Source organism: Rickettsia senegalensis, from assembly GCF_056135685.1.
Map to the genome: position 1 here is coordinate 1,091,509 of NZ_JBVYTQ010000001.1, position 24,353 is coordinate 1,115,861.

Genomic DNA, 24,353 nt, shown 5'->3' on the forward strand with positions numbered 1-24,353 from the left:
GATAATAAACCTGCAATAATAAAATGTGTTTGCGGTGACGGGACAGCTATTTTAAGTGGAGTTCATCTTGAATATGAGCCTGCACTCATAAAAAATCAATCTCTTGATAATATTCGTAAAATACTAAAAGCTCATGATACGGAAAGAATCAAATTATTAAATTATATATTAGACTTCTTCATAAACTCGCTTATAGAGAGGAATTTGTAGGAAACACGCAGCACAGCACCGCAGCGTACATAGAAGTACGTGAGGATGCGAGCAGCGGATTGACGCACAAATTACCTCTAGAAGTAGAGTTTATGAAGTGTAATAGTTGAGATTTAATCTTACATTTAGTAAAATTAAGATAATATTAAATGGAGGATTAGAGATGAATCTAAATCAAAAAATAATAAAGCCAAAAATAGGATTACTAGAATTAGCTAGGAGTCTTGGTAGTATATCGTCAGCATATAAAGCTATGGGTTACAGTAGAGACAGTTATTATAGGTTTAAAGAGTTATATGAAACAGGAGGAGAAGAAGCATTATATGAGATTAGTCGGAAGAAGCCAATTATAGCGAATAGAGTTGATCCTGCCGTAGAGAGAGCAGTATTAGATATGGCAATAGAATACCCCGCTTATGGTCAGCTGCGAGTATCAAATGAGCTTAAAAAGACTGGTATTCTTGTATCACCTGGAGGAGTTAGACCTATTTGGCTACGTAATGATTTAAATAATATCAATAAAAGACTTAAAGCATTAGAAGCCAAAATGGCTCAGGATGGTATTGTTCTTACCGAAGCTCAGTTACAAGTATTAGAGAAACGGCGTAGCGAGAAAGAAGCTCATGGTGAGATTGATACACAGCATCCAGGTTATCTAGGATGCCAAGACACATATTATGTAGGTAATTTTAAAGGCATAGGCAAGGTATATTCTCAAGTGTTTATTGATAGTTACACTCGGGTTGCAGAGGCTAAACTATATACTGATAAAACAGCACTTACCGCTGCTGACATGCTTAATGATAGAGTGTTACCATGGTATGAGAGTCAGCAAATACCAGTACTTCGTATTTTAACTGATAGAGGTGGTGAGTATAAAGGTAATATAGAACATCATGCTTTTGAATTGTTCTTAAGCATTGAGGGTATTGAGCATACTACTACTAAAGCATATTCTCCTCAAACAAATGGTATGTGTGAACGTTTTAATAAAACTATGAAACAAGAATTCTTTGATACTGCTATGCGTAAAAAGATCTATACTGATCTTGATGATCTACAACTAGATCTTGATATTTGGCTAGAATATTATAATAATGAAAGACCGCATTCCGGTAAATATTGCTATGGAAAAACACCTATGCAGACTTTTATGGATAGTAAAAAGTTAGCTGTTGAAAAGAATAACGAAATCTTATATCTTGAATACTCATCTGACAGTCATAACTTATCAGACATTCAGATATAATTTTTATAATGTCTGTAAGATTAAATCTTGACTTCTACATATTCAAAAATCTAAATCCGCATAATAGCTAGGAGGGGTAAAGCCAGGGATTCTATCTTGTAATAGTAACCTAAAAGCCGGTCTTGATTTAATTAGTGAATACCAATGTTTGATAAGCGTCCATTTATCCCAATAAATCTCGCCGAAATAATCGAGTACCGATAAGTGACAGCTTGCGGCAATATCGGCAATAGTTAGCGAATCCAATACAAGATAACTTCTTTTTTCTAATAAAGAAGTTATATATTCTAAATGATAATTCAAATTATTTTTTGCAGCACGTAAAAATTCGGTTCTTGGGCTGCTCATTTTAGCAATTGATCTTATAACTTTTTCATCGATAATAATCTTAGTAACTTCACGATAAAATTTATCGTTAAACCAAAAGAATAATCGTCTAATTTCGCAACAAATATCAATATCTTCATCTAAAAAATTAAAATTCGGATATTTGCTATTAAGATATTCAACAAAAGGATAAATACCTACCACAAATAAGCCGTATGATTCTTCTAAAATAGGCAATGTTCCGGCAGGATTTATTTTTAAGAAATCTTTATTAAATTGCCAATAATCTTCTTTAATCGTAGTAAATTCTATATCTAATTCTTTTAAGAAGACACGGGCTTGTCTTGAAAGAGGACAAATAGGATAATGATATAACTTTTTCATTAAATTTGTGTCATAGTAAGTTCTAGGTCATCTAATGGTTTGACAGAGGTTGTTGCATCACACATTTATGTCATTCCCAGGTAGCATTGTTGCGTGGATCGGTAAATGCTCTTTTGTCATTCCTAGCTAAAAACGGAAATCCAGAAAAAAGTATAAATACAGCAAATTTTTAAAATTAAAAGCTCGATTTATCTCGCTTTATGCTGGATTCCTGCTTTCGCAGGAATGACATCGGTATCCACGCAGACAATCCCACGCGGAAATGACATAGAATGCTTTTTGAGCCATACGGGCAACAGCAGCCAAGCCACGGGATAACAATAAGGTCTATAAGCCGGATTCTGTATGAATATAAATTCATTGCAGTTATTTATCTAGGATAAACGTTACCGTTTACCTCAAGCGATCTACCCGCATTACAAGCCGGCTAGAGATAACCCGGGAACTTGATAAGTTCTGTAACGCCTATTTGATCTTGCTCTTGGTGGGGTTTACCATGCGTAATTTGTTACCAACTTACCGGTACGCTCTTACCGTACCTTTTCACCCTTACCGAATATACTAAGATAGAACTTCAAAAATTGGCTACGTCGTTCTACAAGTACTACGGTACTCACGTATTAAGTATACGCTCCGTTCCTCGTCTTGTGAACTCCTTGCTCTTTTTGAAGTTGATTTTCGTATTCATATTCGGCGGTATATTTTCTGTGGTACTTTCCCTAAAGTAATAATACTCTGCCGGATGTTAACCGGCACCATACCTCTATAGAGTCCGGACTTTCCTCGTGATTATATCATCACGCAACTGCACGACCGTTTAGAATTATGGTCAATTTTCTTAAATTAGTCAATAACATTTAGAAAAAGTTCAATTAACTTATTAAGTTCTGTGAAAGTTTCTAATTGATTTACTATCTTGAGATATTTTTTAGCAAAAATTAATAAGATTTTTTTGAAAATTTGACTTTTGTACACAGAATATAATTAAATTAATAAGTATAATAACAAATTTATTAACAAATTTAAAATTTCAACTATTTTATTAAAGATATTCTTAATTTAACATTGCTACTATTTTTTTCATACTGTATAAATATGTATTTAATGCTTCTAAACACATAAATTGTTAGCAAATTTTGATATATGATATGAAAAAATTAATTTATTATTTTGGCAGTAATGGTAGTGATGGAAACGCTAGCATGAAGAATGTACTTGGTAATAAAGGTGCCGGTCTTGCTGAAATGTCTAATCTAAAACTACCTATTCCTGATGGTTTTACAATAACTACGGAGCTATGTAATTACTTTTATACCCACAATAATAACTTTCCTAAAAATTTTCAAAACGACTTAAAAAAAGCTATCACCGAACTTGAAATAACTACCGGTAAAATTTTCGGTAGTACAAGCAAGCCCCTATTATTATCTGTGCGTTCGGGTTCTACGGTTTCAATGCCTGGAATGATGGATACTATCCTTAATCTTGGAATGAATAACGAAGTGTGCAATGCTCTTGCGGATTCCTGTGGTGATAAACGATTTGCTCTTGATAGTTACAAAAGATTTCTAGAAATGTATGGTTCAACGGTATTATCTATACCTAGTGATCTATTTGAACAAATTTACGAAAAGCACAAGATTCAAGCCGATATTCATAAAGATAGCGATATTACCGTAGAATTATTAGAAAAAATTATTGATGATTTCAAACGGTTGCATATTAAGTATATTAAGCAACTAATTAATGATCCTTATGAACAGTTAGAATCTGCAATTAAAGCGGTGCTACATTCTTGGATGAGTAATAGAGCGGTTATATATAGAAAAATCAATAATATTTCGAAAGGTTTCGGTACGGCTATTAATATCCAAGCAATGGTTTTCGGTAATTTAGGTAAAACTTCAGCTACGGGAGTTGCTTTTACTAGATCACCTTCTACAGGAGAAAAAAAGCTCTTTGGAGAGTTTTTAATAAATGCTCAAGGTGAAGACATAGTATCGGGAACTAGGACACCTATGCCTATTATTGCAAATGATTCAAATTCTATGCAAGCAATGATGCCGAAAGTGTTTAAGGAATTATCACAAATTGCGAAAAAGCTTGAAGAACATTACTTAGATATGCAGGATATAGAATTCACTATAGAAAATAATAAGCTATATATCTTACAAACACGTACTGCAAAAAGAACAGCCATCGCTGCTATTAATATTGCCGTACAAATGGTAGAAGAGAATCTTATTTCTAAAGAACAAGCCTTAATGCGAATCGATCCGGAATCATTAAATCAATTATTACATACAAGAATTGATTACAGTAAGGGGCTTACTTCTATTGCTGAGGGGCTACCTGCTTCTCCTGGGGCTGCAACAGGTATTGCGGCATTCTCACCTTATGATGCCGAAAAATTATCTCATCATCATAAAGTAATTTTAGTACGCCATGATACTAGTCCTGAGGATATTAATGGAATGCATGTTTCTTCAGGTATTTTAACTATTAGAGGGGGAATGACTTCACATGCCGCAGTTGTGGCAAGAGGTATGGGGAAGCCTTGTGTTTGCGGTACAAATAATTTATCTATAGATGAGAAAAAGCAAATATTAACAGCAGGGGACATAGTTATTAAACAAGGTGATATTATAACGATTGACGGAGGTAGCGGCAAAATCTTCTTAGGTGAAATGCCGTTAATTCAACCTACTTTCAGTGAGGAATCAAAATTAATTTTAGATTGGGCAGACGAGATTAGTAGCTTAAAAGTTCGTGCAAATGCCGAAACAGTTAACGATGCTTTAGTATCTATAAAATTTGGGGCTCAAGGTATAGGTTTGTGTCGTAGCGAACATATGTTTTTTGATAAAAATAAAATTCCTTTAGTAAGGGAAATGATTATTGCTCCTGATATAGAACGTAGAAAGCTTGCCGTGCAGAAATTATTACCTTTGCAAACTGAGGATTTTAAAGCTTTATTTAGAGTAATGAAAGACAAACCGGTAAATATTAGATTACTTGATCCGCCGTTACATGAGTTTTTACCTACTACTGAAGAAGATAAAAAGAATTTGGCAAATAGCTTAAATCTACCGTTATCCATGATTAATCAACGTCTTCATGCTATGCACGAAGTAAATCCTATGCTTGGTCACCGTGGATGTAGACTTGGTATATGTTCACCGGAAATTTACCAAATGCAAATTGAAGCAATTTTTACGGCTATTTTTGAGCTACATAAAAAAGAACATATAGAATGTAATTTAGAACTAATGATTCCTTTAATTAGCAATGTAGGTGAAATAAAAAAGCTTAAAATGGATATTTATGAGGTAATAGAGGAATTAGAGCAACGTTATAGATATAAATTTTCTTTTACACTTGGTACTATGATAGAACTACCAAGGGCAGCACTCAGCAGTAAGAAAATAGCTAAGGAAGTTGACTATTTTAGTTTTGGGACTAATGATTTAACCCAAACTACATATGGAATTTCTAGAGATGATATTGCATCTTTCCTCCCATATTACTTAGAAGAAAAGATTTTTGAATCTGATCCGTTTACTACTCTCGATGAAGAAGGAGTGGGAGAATTAATTGAACTTGCTATAAAACGAGGAAAAAGTAGTAATCCTAATTTAAAGTTAGGTGCTTGTGGAGAGCATGCAGGAAACCCTGCATCTATAGAGTTTTTTCATAAAATGAATTTAAACTATGTTTCTTGCTCTCCATACCGCATTCCTATAGCAAGAATCGCCGCAGCACAAGCTAAGATTAAACACGGGTGATAATATATAACTTGTAATAGTTGAGATTTAATCTCACATTTAGTAAAATTAAGATAATATTAAATGGAGGATTAGAGATGAATCTAAATCAAAAAATAATAAAGCCAAAAATAGGATTACTAGAATTAGCTAGGAGTCTTGGTAGTATATCGTCAGCATATAAAGCTATGGGTTACAGTAGAGACAGTTATTATAGGTTTAAAGAGTTATATGAAACAGGAGGAGAAGAAGCATTATATGAGATTAGTCGGAAGAAGCCAATTATAGCGAATAGAGTTGATCCTGCCGTAGAGAGAGCAGTATTAGATATGGCAATAGAATACCCCGCTTATGGTCAGCTGCGAGTATCAAATGAGCTTAAAAAGACTGGTATTCTTGTATCACCTGGAGGAGTTAGATCTATTTGGCTACGTAATGATTTAAATAATATCAATAAAAGACTTAAAGCATTAGAAGCCAAAATGGCTCAGGATGGTATTGTTCTTACCGAAGCTCAGTTACAAGTATTAGAGAAACGGCGTAGCGAGAAAGAAGCTCATGGTGAGATTGATACACAGCATCCAGGTTATCTAGGATGCCAAGACACATATTATGTAGGTAATTTTAAAGGCATAGGCAAGGTATATTCTCAAGTGTTTATTGATAGTTACACTCGGGTTGCAGAGGCTAAACTATATACTGATAAAACAGCACTTACCGCTGCTGACATGCTTAATGATAGAGTGTTACCATGGTATGAGAGTCAGCAAATACCAGTACTTCGTATTTTAACTGATAGAGGTGGTGAGTATAAAGGTAATATAGAACATCATGCTTTTGAATTGTTCTTAAGCATTGAGGGTATTGAGCATACTACTACTAAAGCATATTCTCCTCAAACAAATGGTATGTGTGAACGTTTTAATAAAACTATGAAACAAGAATTCTTTGATACTGCTATGCGTAAAAAGATCTATACTGATCTTGATGATCTACAACTAGATCTTGATATTTGGCTAGAATATTATAATAATGAAAGACCGCATTCCGGTAAATATTGCTATGGAAAAACACCTATGCAGACTTTTATGGATAGTAAAAAGTTAGCTGTTGAAAAGAATAACGAAATCTTATATCTTGAATACTCATCTGACAGTCATAACTTATCAGACATTCAGATATAATTTTTATAATGTCTGTAAGATTAAATCTTGACTTCTACATCGTCATTGCGTGCGGTCTTCGAACGTGCGGCAATCTCGTCAGATATCCTGCTGCGATTGCTTCGTTAGTTACTTCGTAATCTTCCTCGCAATGACGAAAAAACTGAATCCTGCAAGAACAACGTCCCTCAATCCCTAAACCGGCATTTCAAATGTTGATGACTCACCTATAAGATCGCTAGCATCGCCTACCTCTATTAGTGTATACCCATCAGCGTCTTTAACAGCATTATGATTACCCTCGTTATCAAATATGATTAGATGTTTATCACCGTTTCGATATCCTTTACTAGGATATAACCTGGTATCTTGATCAATTTTTAATTCTATTTTATCATCAAGGAGTTTTATTCCGTTTTCACCTTCGCTTCTATAAACAACACCTTTTTTTAAAGCGTTAGTAAATATATCGAATGTTGTTTTTTCAAGCTTTAGCTTAGAATCAATTACTGCATAGGTAACCCCCCCAAAAACAATCGACAAAAGGAGTAGAATTTTCTAGAAACAAAGGAGGAGATTCTATAAATGACAATATCAAAGCACAGTGATAGCCAAATCATGTCTATCTTAAAGCAAGCGAGCGGTGGGATGCCTGTAGCGTCTATACTGAGAGAGCACAAAATACCATCAGCGACATTTTATAAATGGAGATCAAAGTATGGTGGTATGGCTTTACCGATGATTACTAAATTAAAGGAGTTAGAATCGGAAAATGCACGGCTTAAAAAGATGTATGCTGAGGAAAGGCTAAGAGCTGATATATTAAAGGAAGTACTTGAAAAAAAAGTTAGGAAGCCATCTCAAAGGCGGGAGATGGCTAAAATAATATCTGGAGAAAAAGATATTTCTATAAGGAGTGCATGCAATATAATGGACTGAGAAAACAGGACAGAAAAAATAGTACTCAAGTTTCCGAAATAAGTTACAATAAATAGGTAAAACTTAGGAGGAAAGATGAAGAAAAATAAGGTTAGGATTTTCAGTAGTGAAGAAAAGACTAAGGTAGTATTAGAATTAATAAAAGAGGATGCTACCTTAAGTCAATTAGCATCAAAATATGAGATAAGCTCCAAGACAATTCAGAATTGGAAAAAGCAGTTTGTTGCTAATGCAGCTCTAGCTTTTGAGCCAGCTAAAGTTTTGAGTGAATATCAAGAACAAATTAGTGATCTCAAAGAACAAAATGATGAACTAGCTAAAGCTCTTGGGAAAGCTACGGTGGAGAGGGACTGGGCTGTGGGAAAGCTAAAAAGCTTGGACTTATCAAATAGAAAGAGTCTTGTCCAGTCCAAGCTAGATCAACTACCAAAGACAAGACAATGTGAGTTGCTAGATATTAGTCGCTCTACAACATATTATAAAGTTAAACCGCTTAGTGTAGATAAATTAAGTATCTTAAATAGAATAGATGAAATATATACAGATAATCCCGAATTTGGTTATCGTTATATTTATCATCAGTTATTAGAGGATGGTTTTTCAATTGGCAGAGATCGAGTATTAAAATATATGAGGATGATGGGAATAGAAGCCATTTATCCTCATAAGAGAAAGTCTACTTCTGTAAAGGATAATGAGCATAAAGTATACAGTTATTTACTTGATCAATATTGGACTAAATCTAGAACAACAAAAACAGTACATGTACCTAATGTCAATGAGGTTTGGAGTGGTGACATTACTTACATTAGAACTCATGATGGCTTTATGTATATGGCGGCTATTATAGACTGGCATAGCAAAGCTATATTAAGTTATAAATTATCCAATTCTATGGATGCAACTCTTGTTACTGATGTCTTGAAGGATGCCCTTAATAAATATAATGCTCCAAAGATATTTAATAGTGATCAGGGTAGTCAATATACTAGTCATGACCATATACAGATACTAAAAGATAATAATATTCAAATCTCAATGAATGGAAAAGGTCGAAGTATTGATAATATCGTAATAGAGAGATTTTTTAGGACTATAAAATATAACTGTATATTTATTAATGATTTTAAAAATATTAAAGAACTGAGGATAGGTATTGATAATTATCTGTATAAGTATAATTATCAAAGATTTCATTCGGGTATTGGTTACAAAAAACCTATGGATGTTTATCTGAATTATACGCAAAATTATTATCAATTAGCTGCTTAACAATATAATAAAAATAGGAAACGAATTTGATTATTTTTTGTCTTGATTTCTCAGTCCATTATAATTTACATTTTTATATTTGTTGGGTAGAATAGACCTCGTGAATAACCTAGCTAATTTTTAAAAATATATGATCATAATACCGATATTAAGCCTTTTTGGCTTTTCGTCTTTTTTTGCCGAATATTTCAAAACAAGATTGACCTTTGCTATTCCTATAACAATCAGCATATTAGTATCGATTTTATATTGCTTTGCTATGTTAAAGCTATTACCGGCTGCAACCTATGTAAGTTATTTCGTCGGTATATTTTTAGCTTTCATATCATCTTCGCCCTTTATGTCATTCCTGCGGAAGCAGGAATCAAAAAAAAATATAATTGAAATCATCGTATTTACTTTATTGATTCTTTTATTTTTTCTTTATACAAGAGAAGCATCGCTGCATGCTTATGATGATTTTTCACACTGGGGGATATTTACTAAGGAATTGCTATATTTCGGTGTTTTTGAAAGCCAAAACTCGTTAACTTCAATTATTACTACTCATGCACATTATCCAAGAGGTGCTGCCGTTTATCACTACTTTATGCTTTCACTTTCAGGTTATTCGGACGGTAACGTATTATTTGCTCATTTCTTATTACATTTAGCATTTCTAGCTCCCTTAGTCGCAAATAAGAAGCTCTGGCAAACCGGAATGTTGTTTTCACTTTTATTTTGCAGTGTAGTATTATACACAACCGGAATTCGCTCAATATATAACGATAGTACTATCGGCTTGATGTTCGGAGCTATTTTTACGATTTATATACTTGAGGAAGACAAGAAAAAGGCATTATTGCTTATTTTACCTATCACGATATTACTTGCACTTTTCCGAGAAATTGGAACATGGTTTGCAAGTTTTGCTTCGATAATTCTTATAGCTCATTATACAATTTTCTATAAGAAACCTAAAAAATCAAGTGATTATATTGTATATCTGATACTACTTACCTCACCAATTTTGTGTAATTTTATTTGGATGAGTTATTTTAAAAATACTCATGATTTTTTTGACAGAGGCGAACATAGTTTTAGCAATTTAATATATATTGTTGAGAATTTTAATGAACAGCATAGAGCGTTATTACTAAATTACGGTAAATTTCTCTTGTTATTCTTAGTAAAAGAAGGAAGTTTAGTTGTATATACTATTTGTATAGCTGCATGGTACGGAATTCGTAAATATAAACCAGATTTGCTGAAAGAATATAAATTTTTCCTGATAAGTATTTTTGTATGTTTTATAATTTTTGCTTTGTGGCGGTTATATTTATATTTCTTTAACTTTAGTTATGAAGAGGCAATTAGAGGAGCATCGTTACTGAGATATCTTGGATGTTATATTATAGCTATCGGAATGATTGCAGCTTCATATGTTAAAAATAGTATTTTCTTAAATAAGCAAAGTAATAAAGAATTATTTATATTCTTTCTGCTTCTTGCTGTTTCTGCGTTTTCCGTAGTAAAAAATATATTAAGAATCAAACACTTAAGCTTAGAACAAAAGAATTTTATTCGGCAAACGATAGAGATTAAAAAGCTATTAGAGCAAGGCAATAAAATTGAATTTAATTTTAGTGGTAAGAAAGGTAATTTACAATGTTATATATTAAATTATAATCTAGCACCGTATTTAGGTAAGAAATCCTTACAAGAATGTATAAAAACTCCTAAAGAAGCGATTATAGAAACAGAAGGAGAGTCGGTATATGCTCCTTTTAAATAGAGCCGAATTGCGTGGATACCCGAACACCGTCATTGCGAGAAGAATTACAAAGTAATTCGACGAAGCAATCTCAGAAGCTTATCATTATTTCATGAGATTGCCGCGTCGTTGCTAACGAAACTCCTCGCAATGACAACTTTTCAATATAGATTTTAATAATAATGAATATAAAATATAATTTAGCTGCCGCTTACCGAATAATGGCGTATTTATCGCTGGATGATCATACTTACACGCATCTATCCGCAAGACCTAAAAATGCCGATTTTTACTATATTTATCCTTTTGGACTAAGGTTTGAAGAAGTAACTACAGAGAATCTTTTAAAAGTTAGTTTAGATGGAAAAATTTTAGAAGGGGAAGAATATCAATATAATAAAACCGGTTACTTTATTCATGGTAGTATTTATAAAGCACGCCCTGATATTTCTGCCGTTTTTCATTATCATACTCCCGCAAGCATAGCAGTTTCTGCTTTAAAATGCAGGCTTTTACCTCTCAGTCAATGGGCATTACACTTTTACGACAGAATATCATATCACGATTATAATTCTCTAGTGCTAGATGCTGACAAGCAAAGTAGTAGGCTCGTTAATGACCTTAAGCAAAATTACGTGATGTTACTTCGTAATCACGGTGCTATTACCTGCGGCAAAACTATTCATGAAGCTATGTTTTATACTTACCATTTAGAACAAGCTTGTAAAACGCAATGTTTGCTAAATTCTACAAAAGAACAAGAACTTATAATTCCTTCCATAGAAATATGTACTCAGACAGTAAAAGACTTATTATCATTTGAAGAAGATTTAGGTAAACGTGATTGGGATGCTTGGCTACGACTTGTAAAGATGTAATCACAACACTACTATCCCGGCAGCTTTACTTGCTTGTTTTAAGGATTTATCAAGGGTTGCTATTGGTAACCCACAGCGTAATGCTAACTCTAAATAGCTAGCATCATAAAGTGTTAATCCATACTGCAACGCTAAATCCATTGTTTCAAACCATGTGTGCTCTAGAGTTATTTGATCAACTTTGATGTAAATATCTTTTAAAGTATAAATTGCCTGGTGGCGTTGGGTCGTGCCTCCGTATTGCAGTTTAGAGTAAATAGTCTATAATCCTCAAACAGTAATAAGAGAGAATTATAGTTAAGGAGTTATGGCAAAAATAGATGTTAAGTGTAGATATTGTAACAACACAGAAGAAGTAATAAAGTCAGGATATTCAATTTCAAAACAACAGAGATATCAATGCAAGCGGTGTAATCGATATTTTCAATTGGAGTATATTAATAATGCATCTAAGCCTGGAGTTAAGGAGCAAATAGTAGAAATGTCAATCAACGGCTCTGGAGTTAGAGATACAGTAAGAGTATTAAAAGTGGGTATCAATACAGTTATCCGTGTTTTAAAAAAATCTAGTATTAAAAAACAATAAATCATTCTATCAGTACAACAGAAGTAATTATTGCTCCTGAGATAGATGAACAATGGTCTTATGTACAGAATAAATCCATACAACGATGGCTTTGGTATGCCTTGGATAAGATTTCGTTAAAAGTAGTTGCTTATACGTTTGGTACAAGATGTGATAGCACATTAGAATCATTACTGAAAAAACTAGAGAATTTCAAGGTGACTTTTTACTATACAGATGGATGGGGGAGTTATGCTAGGTTATTAGACCCTAAAAAGCATATTATCAGTAAAAAATACACTCAACGGATAGAACGAAGTAACTTGAACCTTAGAACGAGATGCAAGAGGCTTGCACGTAAGACAATCTGCTTTTCCAAGTCATTGGATATTCATGATAAGGTTATTGGTACTCTTATTGAACGTATAGCTTTTTAATAGGCATAACTGCAATATGGGGGCATGACCCTTCGCCTTTACTAGCACGGTCTAATAACTTAGCAAAATGTGTTTTAGCATCAAAGGCTGTAATTGCGTTTTTCATATAATTAACTAGTTAATTATAACATATTTTAAATTCAAATGTCAAAAACTTTAGGCTCTGCGTGCGGAAAATTAAATTATTGATATTTTTAGATATTACAGCCTAATGCCGACAACCGCTACCGTGAATATGTGGAGGATGGAGTTTGATATGCTTTAGCATCTTTTTAAGGAGTGTATCACGCTTAAGTTTTGATACATAATCTAGGAAAGTTTTGCCGTTTAAATAATCTATTTCATGCTGAATTACAGTTGCTAAAAAGCCTTCTGCTTCTAGCTCTTGCTTATTACCGTTATAATCAAGATATTTTACCTTGATTGCTTTTGATCGTGTAATAGATGCTTCAATGCCTGGAAATGATAAAGAACCTTCAATAAAAGTTTGTTTTTCTTCCGAAAAATAAGTTATTTCCGGATTAATAAAAACTATAGGCGATGATTTATTATTTTCATGTAGGTCAACTACTGCTATACGTTTTAATATTCCTACCATATTAGCACCGAGGCCCACTGCCCTTTCTATATTTAAAGTCTGAAGCATTTTATCGACAATAGTACGAATATTATCATCAATAATGTCTATATATTCTGCTTGTTTTTTAAAAATATCGTTTGGTGCATAAACTATTTGATAGTAATGTTTCTCTTGATTCATTAATATACTCCGGATAAATGAAGAGTTATTTTTGCATTGTTAAATAAAGATAGATATCGTCATTGCGAGGAAAAGCTGCAAGTTTTGACTAAGCAATCTCGTGCCAAAGTCCTGAGATTGCCATGCTCCTTTTAGTCGCTCGCAATGACGTAGCCTTATTTAACAATACTGTTATTTAATGACTATAGCTGATAATATATTCTGATTATAAGGTTCTTGCAAATGATATGAGCGTCTTTTACTTGGGTATTTTAACGGATTTGTATAAGTATCTTCAGTAATATTTTTTATATCTTTAACGCCTGATTCTTTAAGTTTTAACTCTACAAAAGCAGGTAAATCAAACATATAATGATTTTCTTTTATTGAGTTTATAAAAAACTGTTTATTGTTAATATCCTTACTTAAGAAAGCTTTATAATATTCATCATCAACTTCATATGAACTTTGAGCTATAGCAGGACCTATCACTGCTATTAAATTCTTTGCTCCTTTTTCTGTCATTTTAGTAACTATATTACTAATAATATTATTTATACTTCCTTTCCAACCTGCATGTGCCGCTCCGATTATTTTACCATCGCCGCTTGCAAGTAATACCGGTACACAATCTGCCGATTGTACCGCTAATACTAAATTTTTCTTAGTTGTAATGCCTCCATCTGCTTCAGGTACTGCTATTATGGACTCATCAGCATTAATAATTTGATTGCTATGTACTTGGTTTAAAATTAAAATATCTTGTGCTTTAAAATAAGTAGTAATAGATTTTTTGTTTTCAACTATTTCTGTTTCATTTATAGAGTTATTTTTTTTTATATATCTATGACTAGAATTATTGAATGTTTTATCAAAAATTTTATAATAAACTGATTCGTTTATTAATCCTTCCATGAAAATACCCCATATTAATTATAATAGTTTTATTAATACTTTATCCAATCGTTTACAAAAAAATAAACAACTGGAAAAAATAATAGCACAATTTCACCAAGACTATAACCTAATTCCTATTATCGGCGTAGAACTAGAGTTTTATTTAAGTCGCAATATTGATATAGCTAAATTTGAAATACTTTCAAGAAAATACTTAACTAGATTTAAAATTTCTAAAATAAAAAAAGAAAAAGGCAATAACCAATTTGAAATAGATCTCCCTCCTTCTACAAACCTAATACAATATATAAAAAATATATTAGAGGTTAAAACTATTTTAAAAAAAATGGCACAGCAGTTAAACGGTTATATAGATTTTTCTCCTAAGCCGTTTTTGGATGATTATGGTAATAGTATGCATTTTCATATTAATTTTAATTCCGAGTTCAACGATTATTATATAATTTTAGCAGCACAAGGGTTATGTCACTATATGTTAGACACCCTGCTTGCTTTTATGCCGACTACTCTAGATTATTCACGGATAAATAAAAAATTTATGGCTCCTACGCATATATCATACGGTGGAAATAATAGAAGCGTAGCCGTACGAACTCCAAATTCTTTTCCAAAACGTTTAGAACATCGCTTATCTTCTCCCGAAACCGATCCATATATAGCAATTTTTACTATTTTAAAGTCAATATTGTTGGCTTTAAAATCTCCAAGTTCGCTCCAAAAAATAGAAAAGATTTACGGGAACGCTTTCGATCCACAATATAATTTAACTCCATTACCGACATCATCTCAGGAGAGCTTTATGTTATTTAAATCGGACTTTTTTAAATAAATTGTATTTTGTTCATAAAACCTAAAAACTAAAAAATAATTGTTTTTTACAACTAAAATAAAGATTGATATAAAGTTTTAAATACAAAACTACCGAAATTGTTTCAATTAATTATTTTATTTTTGTAAAACTAAATACTTATGAAGCACTTTAAGTCGCACTTCACTCTATATTTTCATAATTTTTCATTAGATAATTAAATTCCGCACCATAGATAAATATCATATTTATAATATAGAAGAATATTAATGTAACTATTATACTACCAAGGGAACCATACATTAGATTTAGTTGATTATAATAGACTATATATGTTGAAAGCAAATAGCCGCTTATTACCCATAATATTACAGTTAATAAAGCCCCTGGAAATACATCAATAAAATTTAGTTTTACATTAGGTAATATATAATACAAAGATGAGGCACCTAAAAATAATAAAATTAAAATTAAAGAATATCTTATAAAATTTAAAACGATCTTATATTTTTCAATAGTCTCTAATATTATCGGAATTTTTGTAAATAATATTGGAATTACCACTAAAAGAAACATAGTAAAGGTAATCAAGGCACTAATTATAAGAAACTGTATAATACTAAGTAATCTTCTTCTTATATAAGGGGGGGGAGATTTTATTTGATATACACGATTTAAAATAGTCCTTAAACATTCTACAAAAGAAGAAGCAGTCCAAATACTGCCTACTATGGCAAGATTCATTAAACTTTGAGGAGGAGAACTTAGTAATTCTCGTATTCTCTTTTCTATTGATTCCGTTGCTTGTTCCGGAAGACTCTCTAGAAAAATTTGTATAAAATTTTGACCAAGTTCTGAAGCTCCTAAAAAGCTTGTTAAAGCTAATAAGAATACTAGGAAAGGGAAAATAGATAAAAGTATCATGAATGACATATATCCCGAATGTTCAACGCCATCATCTTCTATTGTTCTAAATAAGGCTACGTAAAGACAATTAAAAATTTTTCTCATTATAAGCTTTAGTTGTTATTATTAATTTATATTTAACCTTAAATAAGTTCGCTGTAAATAATTAATTTATAATTTAAATGAAACTATATTTTATCTTTGATTTGAAATATTGATATAGAAATGAAATTTTCCCTTGCATTAGTTTTATATTTTTCTATAATACACCAAAATTTTATTTTTTTATAAATTGTAATTTATACCTCAGTAAATAAGTTTTTAAAACATAAGATATTCATATTTTATCTTTAAAATAATTTTAAAGCTCTTATGATATTTTTATTTGATAAGAAATAATATTGCACGATTCTTTAATAATTATTTAACAAATGATTACAAAAAACTTAAAAAATGTTATTTTATAGTTGCTTATAATATTAATTTATGGTATTATTTCTACTTACAATTGGATAAGTTTAATGGTATAAAATTATTAATAACCACATGTTTTATAATAATATAGGATAATATCATTTTTGTTCAAAGAAAATTTTTAAATATAGACATAATTAGTAACTAAGGAGAAGATAATGGGTAGAAAAAACGATATTATACAAAAAATCGATAGTTTTATCGGTAAGAAAATTTATTCTTTAAGATTAGCTAAGGGGTTGTCTCGTCAACAACTTGCTGAAGTAATTGATGTTACTCATCAACAATTACAAAAATACGAAAAAGCGATTAATAGAATTTCTGTAGGAAGGCTAGTGCTAATCGCAGAAGCTTTAGATAGGAATATTGATTATTTCTTTGAAGGTTTAGAAGAAGCTAATAAACCGCAGCCTATACATACTCAACATCAACGTATGTGCATTGAAGTTTCAAGAAATTTTATGAAAATTAATAGCACGGAAGAACAACAAGCTGTTAATAATCTAGTAAAATGTTTAGCCGGAAAAGATAAGCTAAAAACTAACGCATAAAGGCACGCTGATCTCCTGATTATGTTTTGATATCATTTATGTCATTCCCGCGGAAGCGGGAATCCGAAAATAACTTTAATATAGATACAGAATTTACATATTTGATAACATAAACATATAAAAACTTAGTTTTTATATGTTTTACTAGATTCCCGCTTTTAGCTAGGAATGACATTGCTTGCCTTTATAACATACAGCATACAAATCTTGATTAGCGTGGCGGAAAGGAAGACTCTCTTTTAATAGGTGTTGATTTATTTAAATTTTCCGACTGAATAATGCTATCTCTTGCATTCATTAATGCTCCCATAATTTTTATATTATCTTTGATATTAACTTTATCTCTTCCTACTACCATTTTAGCTTTTTCAATATCCGGCTCATCTTTACTTATAGGTTTTAATTCAGACTGTCCTGATACTACCCTTACATCTTCCGTTTTAACATTAGGGTTTTCAATTGCTTCTGCTCGTTTTTGCGCTTGTTCTTGTAATAACTTATCTATAGTTTGTAAACGTATCTCTTTAGATAAAGTTTTACCATCAATTAAATTAGCTTTAATAAAACTTTGCTGTTCTTCAGTAGAAGATTTAGTACCAAATTCCTTTACCAACTCATCTACTTTTTTTGTTGATTCAGCTTTTTTTTCTTCAAGAGTTTTAAGATTACCATCCGGAGAGAGCATAGCACGAAAATGATTGACTTTCTCAATTGCAAGCTTAGAGATATCATTTAATATACTGGAAGTTTTTTTCACAACTTCTTCTGAGACTTCACGTTTTTCAGGATGAGCATCTAAAACAGGCTTAATAACATTTTTTAATGCATCCGCTACATCTTGGGCTTTGTTATATATATCATCACGAGGCTTAGGTTCTTCTAAATTCTGTCCTTTTAACCCTTCAGTTAAATCTTGAGTTTCTCTATCTAAAGCTGCCTCACTCGCTGCATCTTTAAGAGCTTGTTTATCTTCCGGTATAGCAGTACTCTTATCAATCCCTCTAGAAACAGCTTTAGTCATTTCAGAAGTTATTTCAGGATTTGCTTTGCCTTCATAAATACCCTCTACTAACCCTTTAGTCATGAACTTTTTATCTTCCAAATCTGTTATACTTTCGGCTACCCCTTTTTCTACGGATTCTATAGCAGAAATTTTTGCTGTAGGTGCCATAGTTTTATGACTAACTATAGCTTCTCCCATACCTTTAACAATGTCTGCTTTATCTTGACCGTTCAAAGGACTCTCAGCAACTACCTTAGTAATACTTTCGAGCGTTTCGCCTTTTATTTCTGCTTTAATCGGACTATCTAAAACCTTTGTAGTAACATTTTGTATTGCCTCAGTTTTAGCGATAGTATTAAATGCAGGGTTAGCTAAAATACCTTGTACCTCTGTTATTTGAGCATTTTTAGTTTGTTCTGCTGTAATCTTATCTAAATTCTGCTGCATCAATTGTTGTTGTTCCGGACTGAGAATTTGGGCTTCTACACCTTGCTTTAATACAGAACCTAATAATTTTTGTTTTGCCGCATTGCTTAATTCAGAGGCATTAACCTTATCACCTACTGCTATAAGCATTGTACCTTTATCTTCAGTAGAAAGGTTACTTTTTATTACAGCATGCGTAATACCGTCAATTGCCGTAGCTCTACTTGCATCATCTTTAAGACTTAAACCGACATCTACTGCCTTTTCTAACATCTGCTGTTTTTGCTTCGGTTCAAGATTCTCTGAATTTAAAGCTATAGCTACTGTAGCTTCAAGCATTTTTGATTTTTCTAGGTCTGAAGTATTCTGATCATTTTTTATGGTTTCTAATACCGAATTTACTCCAGCTACTTTTGTATCCGGTGTGAGGTCGTGATTATTGACCGTATTTTCAGTTAAAGCAATGATATTAGCCTGCTTTTCAGCAATATCACTTTTCTCATTATTAAGAATTGCCGTGGCTGCTTCGTTAATTAAATCAATTTGTTTATTACCATCTTTTTCTTTTGTTAAACCTGCATTTACATAATTTAATAAATCTTGCATACTGGTTGATAAAGCCGTAGCTGCATTAAGGAGGTTTGGATTCACTTGTTGCGGCTGTGGCATTTGTGAAGTCTCAGGTTGCAGTGGTTGGTTAGCAGGAGTAATTGGCGGTACTTGTGTAGTAGTGGGCGTTTCAATAGATGATTTTAATTCTTGATTCGGAGTTATTATTGGTTGCGGTGTTTCCTGAGATCGACCTTGTACCTTTGTTAAATCTTCAGCTATAGTTTGTGATAAATCAACGCTCTGCCCTTGGTTTAGTTCTACCTCTCTCATCATTTCTTTATATTTACCGCGTGTTACCGCAAGTGTATAAATTTCTCCGCCATGCTCAATATAAGCTACCGCATCCGGTCCGTCTCCGGCAAATTTTAAAGGTTTCGGTGAGCTTATTTCTTTAAGTTGAGGTTTACCGTTTGGTCCTTCTTCGTAGTGAGCAGTGAAATATACTGCTTTATCTTTAGAGGGTTTTGTGCCATCAGCTTTTAATGCTACCATCGATAAGTGCATTGACCCATCGGCTTTATCAAGTTTTATAGGAAAATCTATTTCTCTATATGAACTAATTTGAACTTGAGTACCGTCTTGTTTAGCTACAGTAAAAGGCTTAGTTTTAACAGTTTCTTCATTTAAGGTACAGAGTTCATCGCCTGCATCATTTCTAACTACCGTGGCTCTAAGATCGCTTGCACTTATTTGGTTTTCCCACTGTACCGGCTTAAATCCACCCTGATATCCATTAGCGGCACTATATGTTGAGTGAACATTTTTATAACCGGCTATTTCTACTGCTTCTAGCTTCTTTTTCGTATCTGAATCTTCAAAAGCATTATTAATTAATCCTTGATTATCTTGGTTACTCAAAAAAGCACGGAATTTTCTATCTTCTTCTTCTTTTGCTATTTGTTCAGCTAATTCCGGATTTGCATTGGCAAAATATTCTCTTAATATATCACGCTGCTTCTCTAGAATTTCTTTTCTGATAGCCTCGGTTATTGGGTCTGATGTCTGACCGTCAGAGGAAATACTGCCCGATAAGCCGCTGATTGAAGGAGTAGATTGAGTAGAAGATGCAGGAGTAAAGCTAAAACCATCATCAGCTGTATCTAGTGTAGGTTGAGAAAAAAATTCTTGTCCTTGTTTCATTTGTTGCTGTTTTTCTTCTTCTGTAAATTCTCTATTTAAAGGATCAAACGCACTTGTATCGGGGTTACCGTCTTTATTTGCAGTACTACTAATGGGTTGAGCAGGAATAGCTTGCTCTTGTTTTTTTTCTTCGGTGCCTGACTCATATCCACTTTCATATCCAGGATTATCACTATCTTTACTCATAAAACCTCCAATTTAACCAAAAATTAATTAGCACAAACTGTAAGTAATGCGTAGTCAAGCCTATGTTGTTACGTTGAGCTTTGCCCTTTATGTCATTCCCGCGAAAGCGAGAATCCAGACACTAAAAGATCTTAACACATTAGATTTTAAAATTAAAAGCTCGATTTATCTTGCTTTATGATGGATTTCTGCTTTCGCAGGAATGACATAAATAGCAGTTTGTGTTATACTGTCAAAGATAGTATATAGAGATTTTAGTAATATCAAGAAAAAACTGATATTATTATTGAGAAAATTTAATAGAATTTTTATATTCTTTATTGAGTTCTTTAGTTGCCCAAAGCCAAGTTAAGCAAGTAATTATAAATATAATCATTAAACAGATGGAAATAGATTGATAACTAGCGGAAGGTAATATTATAAATACTAATGATTGTAAAAATGCACTACCGGATTTACCGAGTTTTGTACCTATCACGTCGGCAGCAGCTTTACCTTTTATTTTTATTTCCGGATCTAAAGGAACATAAGCCATTTCTTTTGTTGAATCAAATAAGGTATATTTACTTGATTTACTAAGCACATTTTGAATAGCACCTATTGTTATAGCAATTAAAGCCGGATCGGTTAGAATAAAATTTGCTATTATTAAGCCGGCAAATCCTTCAAAGTTATTAACAGCAAAAAATAATATACCGGTAATAAACACTATTAAAGGTGTGATAACAGCCGCCGTAAACCAGCCAAGTCTTCTAACTATATTTGAACCAAGTACGACAAATAAAATAGTAAATACTCCGGTGTAGCTCAAATAACTTCCTATAAAAGCTGCATATTCGGTTGGAGTTTTATAAATTTTAGTAGCTGCTGCTTTCCAAGGACCTTCTACTAAATTAATGGCAATGCCATAGCAGATAAGTAAAGTTGCAATTAATCTAATATGTCTTGACGATAGAATCATCTGAAAACTTTCGGCAATAGTCATAGATTTTTTCTTTGCTTTAAATTTGAGTAACGCCATATGCTCTTTATCTAGTACTTTATGATTAAGCAGCCAAAAAGTTTTAATAGCTATTATGCCTAAAATTAGTACTATAGTTAGAATAATTTGTATAGAAAGTGTATGAAAAGACGATTGCAATGCAAATTTATTAGTTACGTAATCATTAATATTACTTAGATTCTCTAAAAACTGCCCTGCTAAATAAATACCTGTTTGACTAAGTAGACCGAATAACGGATAAAATCTTTTAGATTCTTCCACTATAGTAATGTTATTAACAAACTGCCAAAAAAGTAATGCAAAAACTACGTTTGGCCATAATTCAGCAATTATATAAAATAGCGAAAAACTCCATTTTGATAAAAGCAATATAAACCATTTTAAATTAGGTAAATTTGCAGTTAAATTTTGAACGGTTACAGAGCTTAAATGCAGTATTTCATGATTTGGAAAAATAACATAAGCAAATAGTGCAAAGAATGCCAAAAAAATTGATATAATAAGATAAAATATATTCTCTGCTTTCATCCTATTAACGAGTTTTACATAGATAGCAGTCATTAAGAAAGCCGACGGCATCACTCCCCAAAACTTCAAAAATGAGATAGTCTCGGCACCTATCATAGTAGTAACAATACTATCTTTTAAAGCTCTGATTAGATTTTGGATAAATAAAATACAGAACATTAATAAGGTGATGAATAAAAATTTAGAAACTTCGTGGCGTTTTATAGGCCAGATATAATCGGTAAGTTTGGAAAAACGGCTATTGATTTTAGAGGGAGGATTTTCTATATTACTGGAGTTAATCGTCATTATTTGGTCTAACCTATATCTTGCTATTGGCTAGAATTACATATTAAAGATTTTCTAAACTTAAGTCAAGGATATACTCGTTTAATTTGAGGTATTAACTAAAAAGAGTTGATATCGTCATTGCGAGCGAACTTTAGTTCATGTGGCAATCCAGAAAAATTAATAAAAAATGCTAAAATTAGCATTTTTTTACTGGATTGCTTCGTCAATTACTTCGTAATTCTTCTCGCAAGGCATTGTTGCGTGGACTGGTAAAATCCACTGTGTCACCCCGTGGCTTGACCACGAGGTCCAAAAAATAATAAACAAATACTAATAATTTTAGTATTTTAACTGGATCCCGTGGTCAAGCTACGGGATGACAGTGGTGAAATTGATCCACGCGACAATCTCTTCTCGCAATGACGAAAAGTTTCAACTTATCAACCCTTCATTTTATGGTAATATATTAATGAATAGTTATTGGTTAAATATTTATAAACCAAGAGGTATAAGTTCTGCTAAACTGGTTAGCATGGTAAAAAAAATACTCGGTAAAGAAGCTAAGATAGGACATGCCGGTACTTTAGATGTTGAAGCAGAAGGGATACTACCACTTGCCGTAGGTGAAGCTACAAAGCTAATACAACTGCTAATTGATGCTAGAAAAACCTATATTTTTACTGTAAAATTCGGAATGAAAACCGATAGTGGCGATTATGCCGGCACCGTAATAGCAACGAAAGATTATATCCCTTCTCAAGAAGAGGCTTATAACGTATGTTCTAAATTTATCGGTAACGTAATACAAATACCGCCGGCTTTTGCTGCTCTTAAAGTTAACGGTGTAAGGGCTTATAAATTGGCTAGAGAGGGGAAAGAAGTAGAATTAAAGCCAAGAAATATAACTATTTATAATTTAAAATGTTTAAATTTTGATGAGAAAAATGCTACCGCTACATACTATACGGAATGCTCAAGAGGTACTTATATAAGGACTTTAGCAGAAGATTTGGCATTGTCCTTGCAAAGTTTAGGATTTGTGATAGAATTACGCCGTACTCAGGTTGGAATATTTAAAGAAGAAAATGCTCTCCGAATTAAATCACCTGACGAAATTACCAAAAATTTCCTAGAGGAAAAAAGTATAAAGATAGAAGCAATACTGGACGACATCCTGGTTCTTGATGCAACTGACAGCCAAGCACAAAAAATCAGATATGGGCAGAAATGCCAATTTGATTATGAAGAAGATTTTAGGCATCTTTCCAAATTACCTCTAGAAGTAGAGTTTGGGAAGATGTCTGTTAGTCTTTTATGGGTTCGCTATAAGGGAAATCTGCTTGCAATAGGTAGCTTAAATAAGGGTTGCTTTAATTCTTTACGAGTATTTAATTTATTATAACAATTTAAGGAGAAATTATCGATGTCGATTACTACAGAACGTAAACAACAATTAATTAAAGAATATGCTATAACGGAAAATGATACCGGTTCATGTGCGGTGCAATGTGCTATCTTAACTGAAAGAATCAACAATTTAACCGAGCATTTTAAATCTAACCATAAAGATCATACTTCAAGACGTGGATTATTAATTTTAGTCGGACGCCGTCGTAGATTACTTAACTATATTAAAAAGAATAATATTAGCGAATATTTAGATTTAATAAGTAAGCTAGGAATTAGAAAGATTAAGTAGCTAAATAACCGTCATTGCGAGCAGGCATTGCTCGCATGGATACTAAAGCCCATCATTGCGAACAGCCGTAAGCTGCGTGGCAATCTCGTCAAATATCCTGAGATTGCTTCGTCGAATTACTACGTAATTCTTCTCGCAATGACGGGATA

19 protein-coding genes, 1 other RNA gene and 3 pseudogenes are annotated in these 24,353 nt (G+C 32.5%); 14 read left to right on the forward strand and 9 right to left on the reverse strand.

What is annotated here, in order from left to right; all coding sequences use genetic code 11:
- Positions 1–18 precede the first annotated feature (18 nt).
- The 3 genes and pseudogenes from AC0ODJ_RS06035 to AC0ODJ_RS06045 all read left to right on the forward strand — a co-directional run bounded on the left by AC0ODJ_RS06035 (position 19) and on the right by AC0ODJ_RS06045 (position 1,459).
- On the forward strand, positions 19–210 hold the full coding sequence (locus AC0ODJ_RS06035) for a BPL-N domain-containing protein (protein WP_474465802.1): 192 nt from the start codon (positions 19–21) through the stop codon (positions 208–210).
- Positions 153–317 (forward strand): annotated as a pseudogene (locus AC0ODJ_RS06040) (palindromic element RPE1 domain-containing protein); the annotation flags it as partial. The gene AC0ODJ_RS06035 and the pseudogene AC0ODJ_RS06040, both read left to right, overlap by 58 nt.
- 56 nt (positions 318–373) lie before the next feature.
- The gene (locus AC0ODJ_RS06045; RefSeq protein WP_474465598.1) at positions 374–1,459 is read left to right on the forward strand and encodes an IS481 family transposase; all 1,086 of its coding nucleotides are present in this window, start codon (positions 374–376) and stop codon (positions 1,457–1,459) included.
- Between the two features lie 42 nt (positions 1,460–1,501).
- Here the strand turns inward: AC0ODJ_RS06045 and AC0ODJ_RS06050 are convergent, their stop codons facing one another.
- Both AC0ODJ_RS06050 and rnpB read right to left on the reverse strand, forming a co-directional pair.
- Positions 1,502–2,170, reverse strand: coding sequence for a glutathione S-transferase family protein (locus AC0ODJ_RS06050; RefSeq protein ID WP_474465373.1), 669 nt, complete (start codon positions 2,168–2,170; stop codon positions 1,502–1,504).
- Positions 2,171–2,484: 314 nt separating this feature from the next.
- Positions 2,485–2,991: RNase P RNA component class A (gene rnpB / locus AC0ODJ_RS06055), an RNA gene on the reverse strand.
- 327 nt (positions 2,992–3,318) lie between these two features.
- Between rnpB and ppdK the strand changes: the two genes are divergently transcribed.
- Together ppdK and AC0ODJ_RS06065 are read left to right on the forward strand one after the other, a co-directional pair.
- Entirely contained in the window at positions 3,319–5,955 is a 2,637-nt protein-coding gene (ppdK, locus tag AC0ODJ_RS06060; protein ID WP_218460425.1) for a pyruvate, phosphate dikinase, read from the forward strand.
- Between the two features lie 77 nt (positions 5,956–6,032).
- Positions 6,033–7,118 (forward strand): IS481 family transposase, encoded by a 1,086-nt coding sequence (locus AC0ODJ_RS06065; protein WP_121834048.1) that lies wholly within the window; start codon positions 6,033–6,035, stop codon positions 7,116–7,118.
- A 174-nt stretch (positions 7,119–7,292) separates the two neighbouring features.
- Here the strand turns inward: AC0ODJ_RS06065 and AC0ODJ_RS06070 are convergent, their stop codons facing one another.
- On the reverse strand, positions 7,293–7,640 hold the full coding sequence (locus AC0ODJ_RS06070) for a hypothetical protein (protein WP_474465376.1): 348 nt from the start codon (positions 7,638–7,640) through the stop codon (positions 7,293–7,295).
- A gap of 42 nt (positions 7,641–7,682) precedes the next feature.
- On the opposite strand from AC0ODJ_RS06070, the pseudogene AC0ODJ_RS06075 reads away from it, so the two are divergent.
- The 4 genes and pseudogenes from AC0ODJ_RS06075 to AC0ODJ_RS06090 form a co-directional block, all read left to right on the forward strand.
- Positions 7,683–8,021, forward strand: a pseudogene (locus tag AC0ODJ_RS06075) (transposase); the annotation flags it as partial.
- 90 nt (positions 8,022–8,111) lie between these two features.
- Entirely contained in the window at positions 8,112–9,308 is a 1,197-nt protein-coding gene (locus AC0ODJ_RS06080) for an IS3 family transposase (RefSeq protein WP_474464651.1), read from the forward strand.
- Between the two features lie 130 nt (positions 9,309–9,438).
- A complete protein-coding gene (locus AC0ODJ_RS06085; RefSeq protein WP_474465378.1) occupies positions 9,439–11,082 on the forward strand; it encodes a hypothetical protein in 1,644 nt (547 codons plus the stop codon).
- A 161-nt stretch (positions 11,083–11,243) separates the two neighbouring features.
- Positions 11,244–11,939 carry a class II aldolase/adducin family protein gene (locus tag AC0ODJ_RS06090; protein ID WP_218460592.1) on the forward strand — a complete coding sequence of 232 codons (696 nt, stop codon included), beginning with the start codon at positions 11,244–11,246 and terminating at the stop codon, positions 11,937–11,939.
- On the opposite strand, the pseudogene AC0ODJ_RS06095 reads toward AC0ODJ_RS06090, so the two are convergent.
- A pseudogene (locus tag AC0ODJ_RS06095) lies at positions 11,940–12,164 on the reverse strand (type II toxin-antitoxin system VapC family toxin); the annotation flags it as partial.
- Between the two features lie 82 nt (positions 12,165–12,246).
- Here AC0ODJ_RS06095 and AC0ODJ_RS06100 point away from each other — a divergent pair.
- A protein-coding gene (locus AC0ODJ_RS06100) for an IS1 family transposase (protein ID WP_474464353.1) occupies positions 12,247–12,941 on the forward strand; the annotation gives its coding sequence in 2 pieces (ribosomal slippage) (positions 12,247–12,520 and positions 12,520–12,941; 696 coding nt in all).
- Positions 12,942–13,149: 208 nt separating this feature from the next.
- Here AC0ODJ_RS06100 and def read toward each other — a convergent pair.
- Positions 13,150–13,701, reverse strand: coding sequence for a peptide deformylase (gene def, locus AC0ODJ_RS06105; protein WP_218460605.1), 552 nt, complete (start codon positions 13,699–13,701; stop codon positions 13,150–13,152).
- Between the two features lie 171 nt (positions 13,702–13,872).
- Positions 13,873–14,595 (reverse strand): peptidoglycan editing factor PgeF, encoded by a 723-nt coding sequence (gene pgeF / locus AC0ODJ_RS06110; protein WP_218460604.1) that lies wholly within the window; start codon positions 14,593–14,595, stop codon positions 13,873–13,875.
- Between pgeF and AC0ODJ_RS06115 the strand changes: the two genes are divergently transcribed.
- A complete protein-coding gene (locus AC0ODJ_RS06115) occupies positions 14,594–15,427 on the forward strand; it encodes a type I glutamate--ammonia ligase (protein WP_218460603.1) in 834 nt (277 codons plus the stop codon). The genes pgeF and AC0ODJ_RS06115 overlap by 2 nt on opposite strands.
- A gap of 162 nt (positions 15,428–15,589) precedes the next feature.
- Here the strand turns inward: AC0ODJ_RS06115 and AC0ODJ_RS06120 are convergent, their stop codons facing one another.
- Positions 15,590–16,417 carry a YihY/virulence factor BrkB family protein gene (locus tag AC0ODJ_RS06120; RefSeq protein WP_218460602.1) on the reverse strand — a complete coding sequence of 276 codons (828 nt, stop codon included), beginning with the start codon at positions 16,415–16,417 and terminating at the stop codon, positions 15,590–15,592.
- Between the two features lie 527 nt (positions 16,418–16,944).
- Between AC0ODJ_RS06120 and AC0ODJ_RS06125 the strand changes: the two genes are divergently transcribed.
- On the forward strand, positions 16,945–17,337 hold the full coding sequence (locus AC0ODJ_RS06125) for a helix-turn-helix domain-containing protein (protein WP_218460601.1): 393 nt from the start codon (positions 16,945–16,947) through the stop codon (positions 17,335–17,337).
- 211 nt (positions 17,338–17,548) lie between these two features.
- Here the strand turns inward: AC0ODJ_RS06125 and AC0ODJ_RS06130 are convergent, their stop codons facing one another.
- A complete protein-coding gene (locus AC0ODJ_RS06130) occupies positions 17,549–20,704 on the reverse strand; it encodes a Sca4 family spreading effector (protein ID WP_474465383.1) in 3,156 nt (1,051 codons plus the stop codon).
- 283 nt (positions 20,705–20,987) lie between these two features.
- A complete protein-coding gene (gene tlc4 / locus AC0ODJ_RS06135; RefSeq protein WP_218460599.1) occupies positions 20,988–22,523 on the reverse strand; it encodes an NTP/NDP exchange transporter Tlc4 in 1,536 nt (511 codons plus the stop codon).
- A gap of 451 nt (positions 22,524–22,974) precedes the next feature.
- Between tlc4 and truB the strand changes: the two genes are divergently transcribed.
- Positions 22,975–23,907 carry a tRNA pseudouridine(55) synthase TruB gene (truB, locus tag AC0ODJ_RS06140; protein WP_474465804.1) on the forward strand — a complete coding sequence of 311 codons (933 nt, stop codon included), beginning with the start codon at positions 22,975–22,977 and terminating at the stop codon, positions 23,905–23,907.
- A 21-nt stretch (positions 23,908–23,928) separates the two neighbouring features.
- A complete protein-coding gene (rpsO, locus tag AC0ODJ_RS06145) occupies positions 23,929–24,204 on the forward strand; it encodes a 30S ribosomal protein S15 (RefSeq protein ID WP_218460681.1) in 276 nt (91 codons plus the stop codon).
- Positions 24,205–24,353 lie beyond the last annotated feature (149 nt).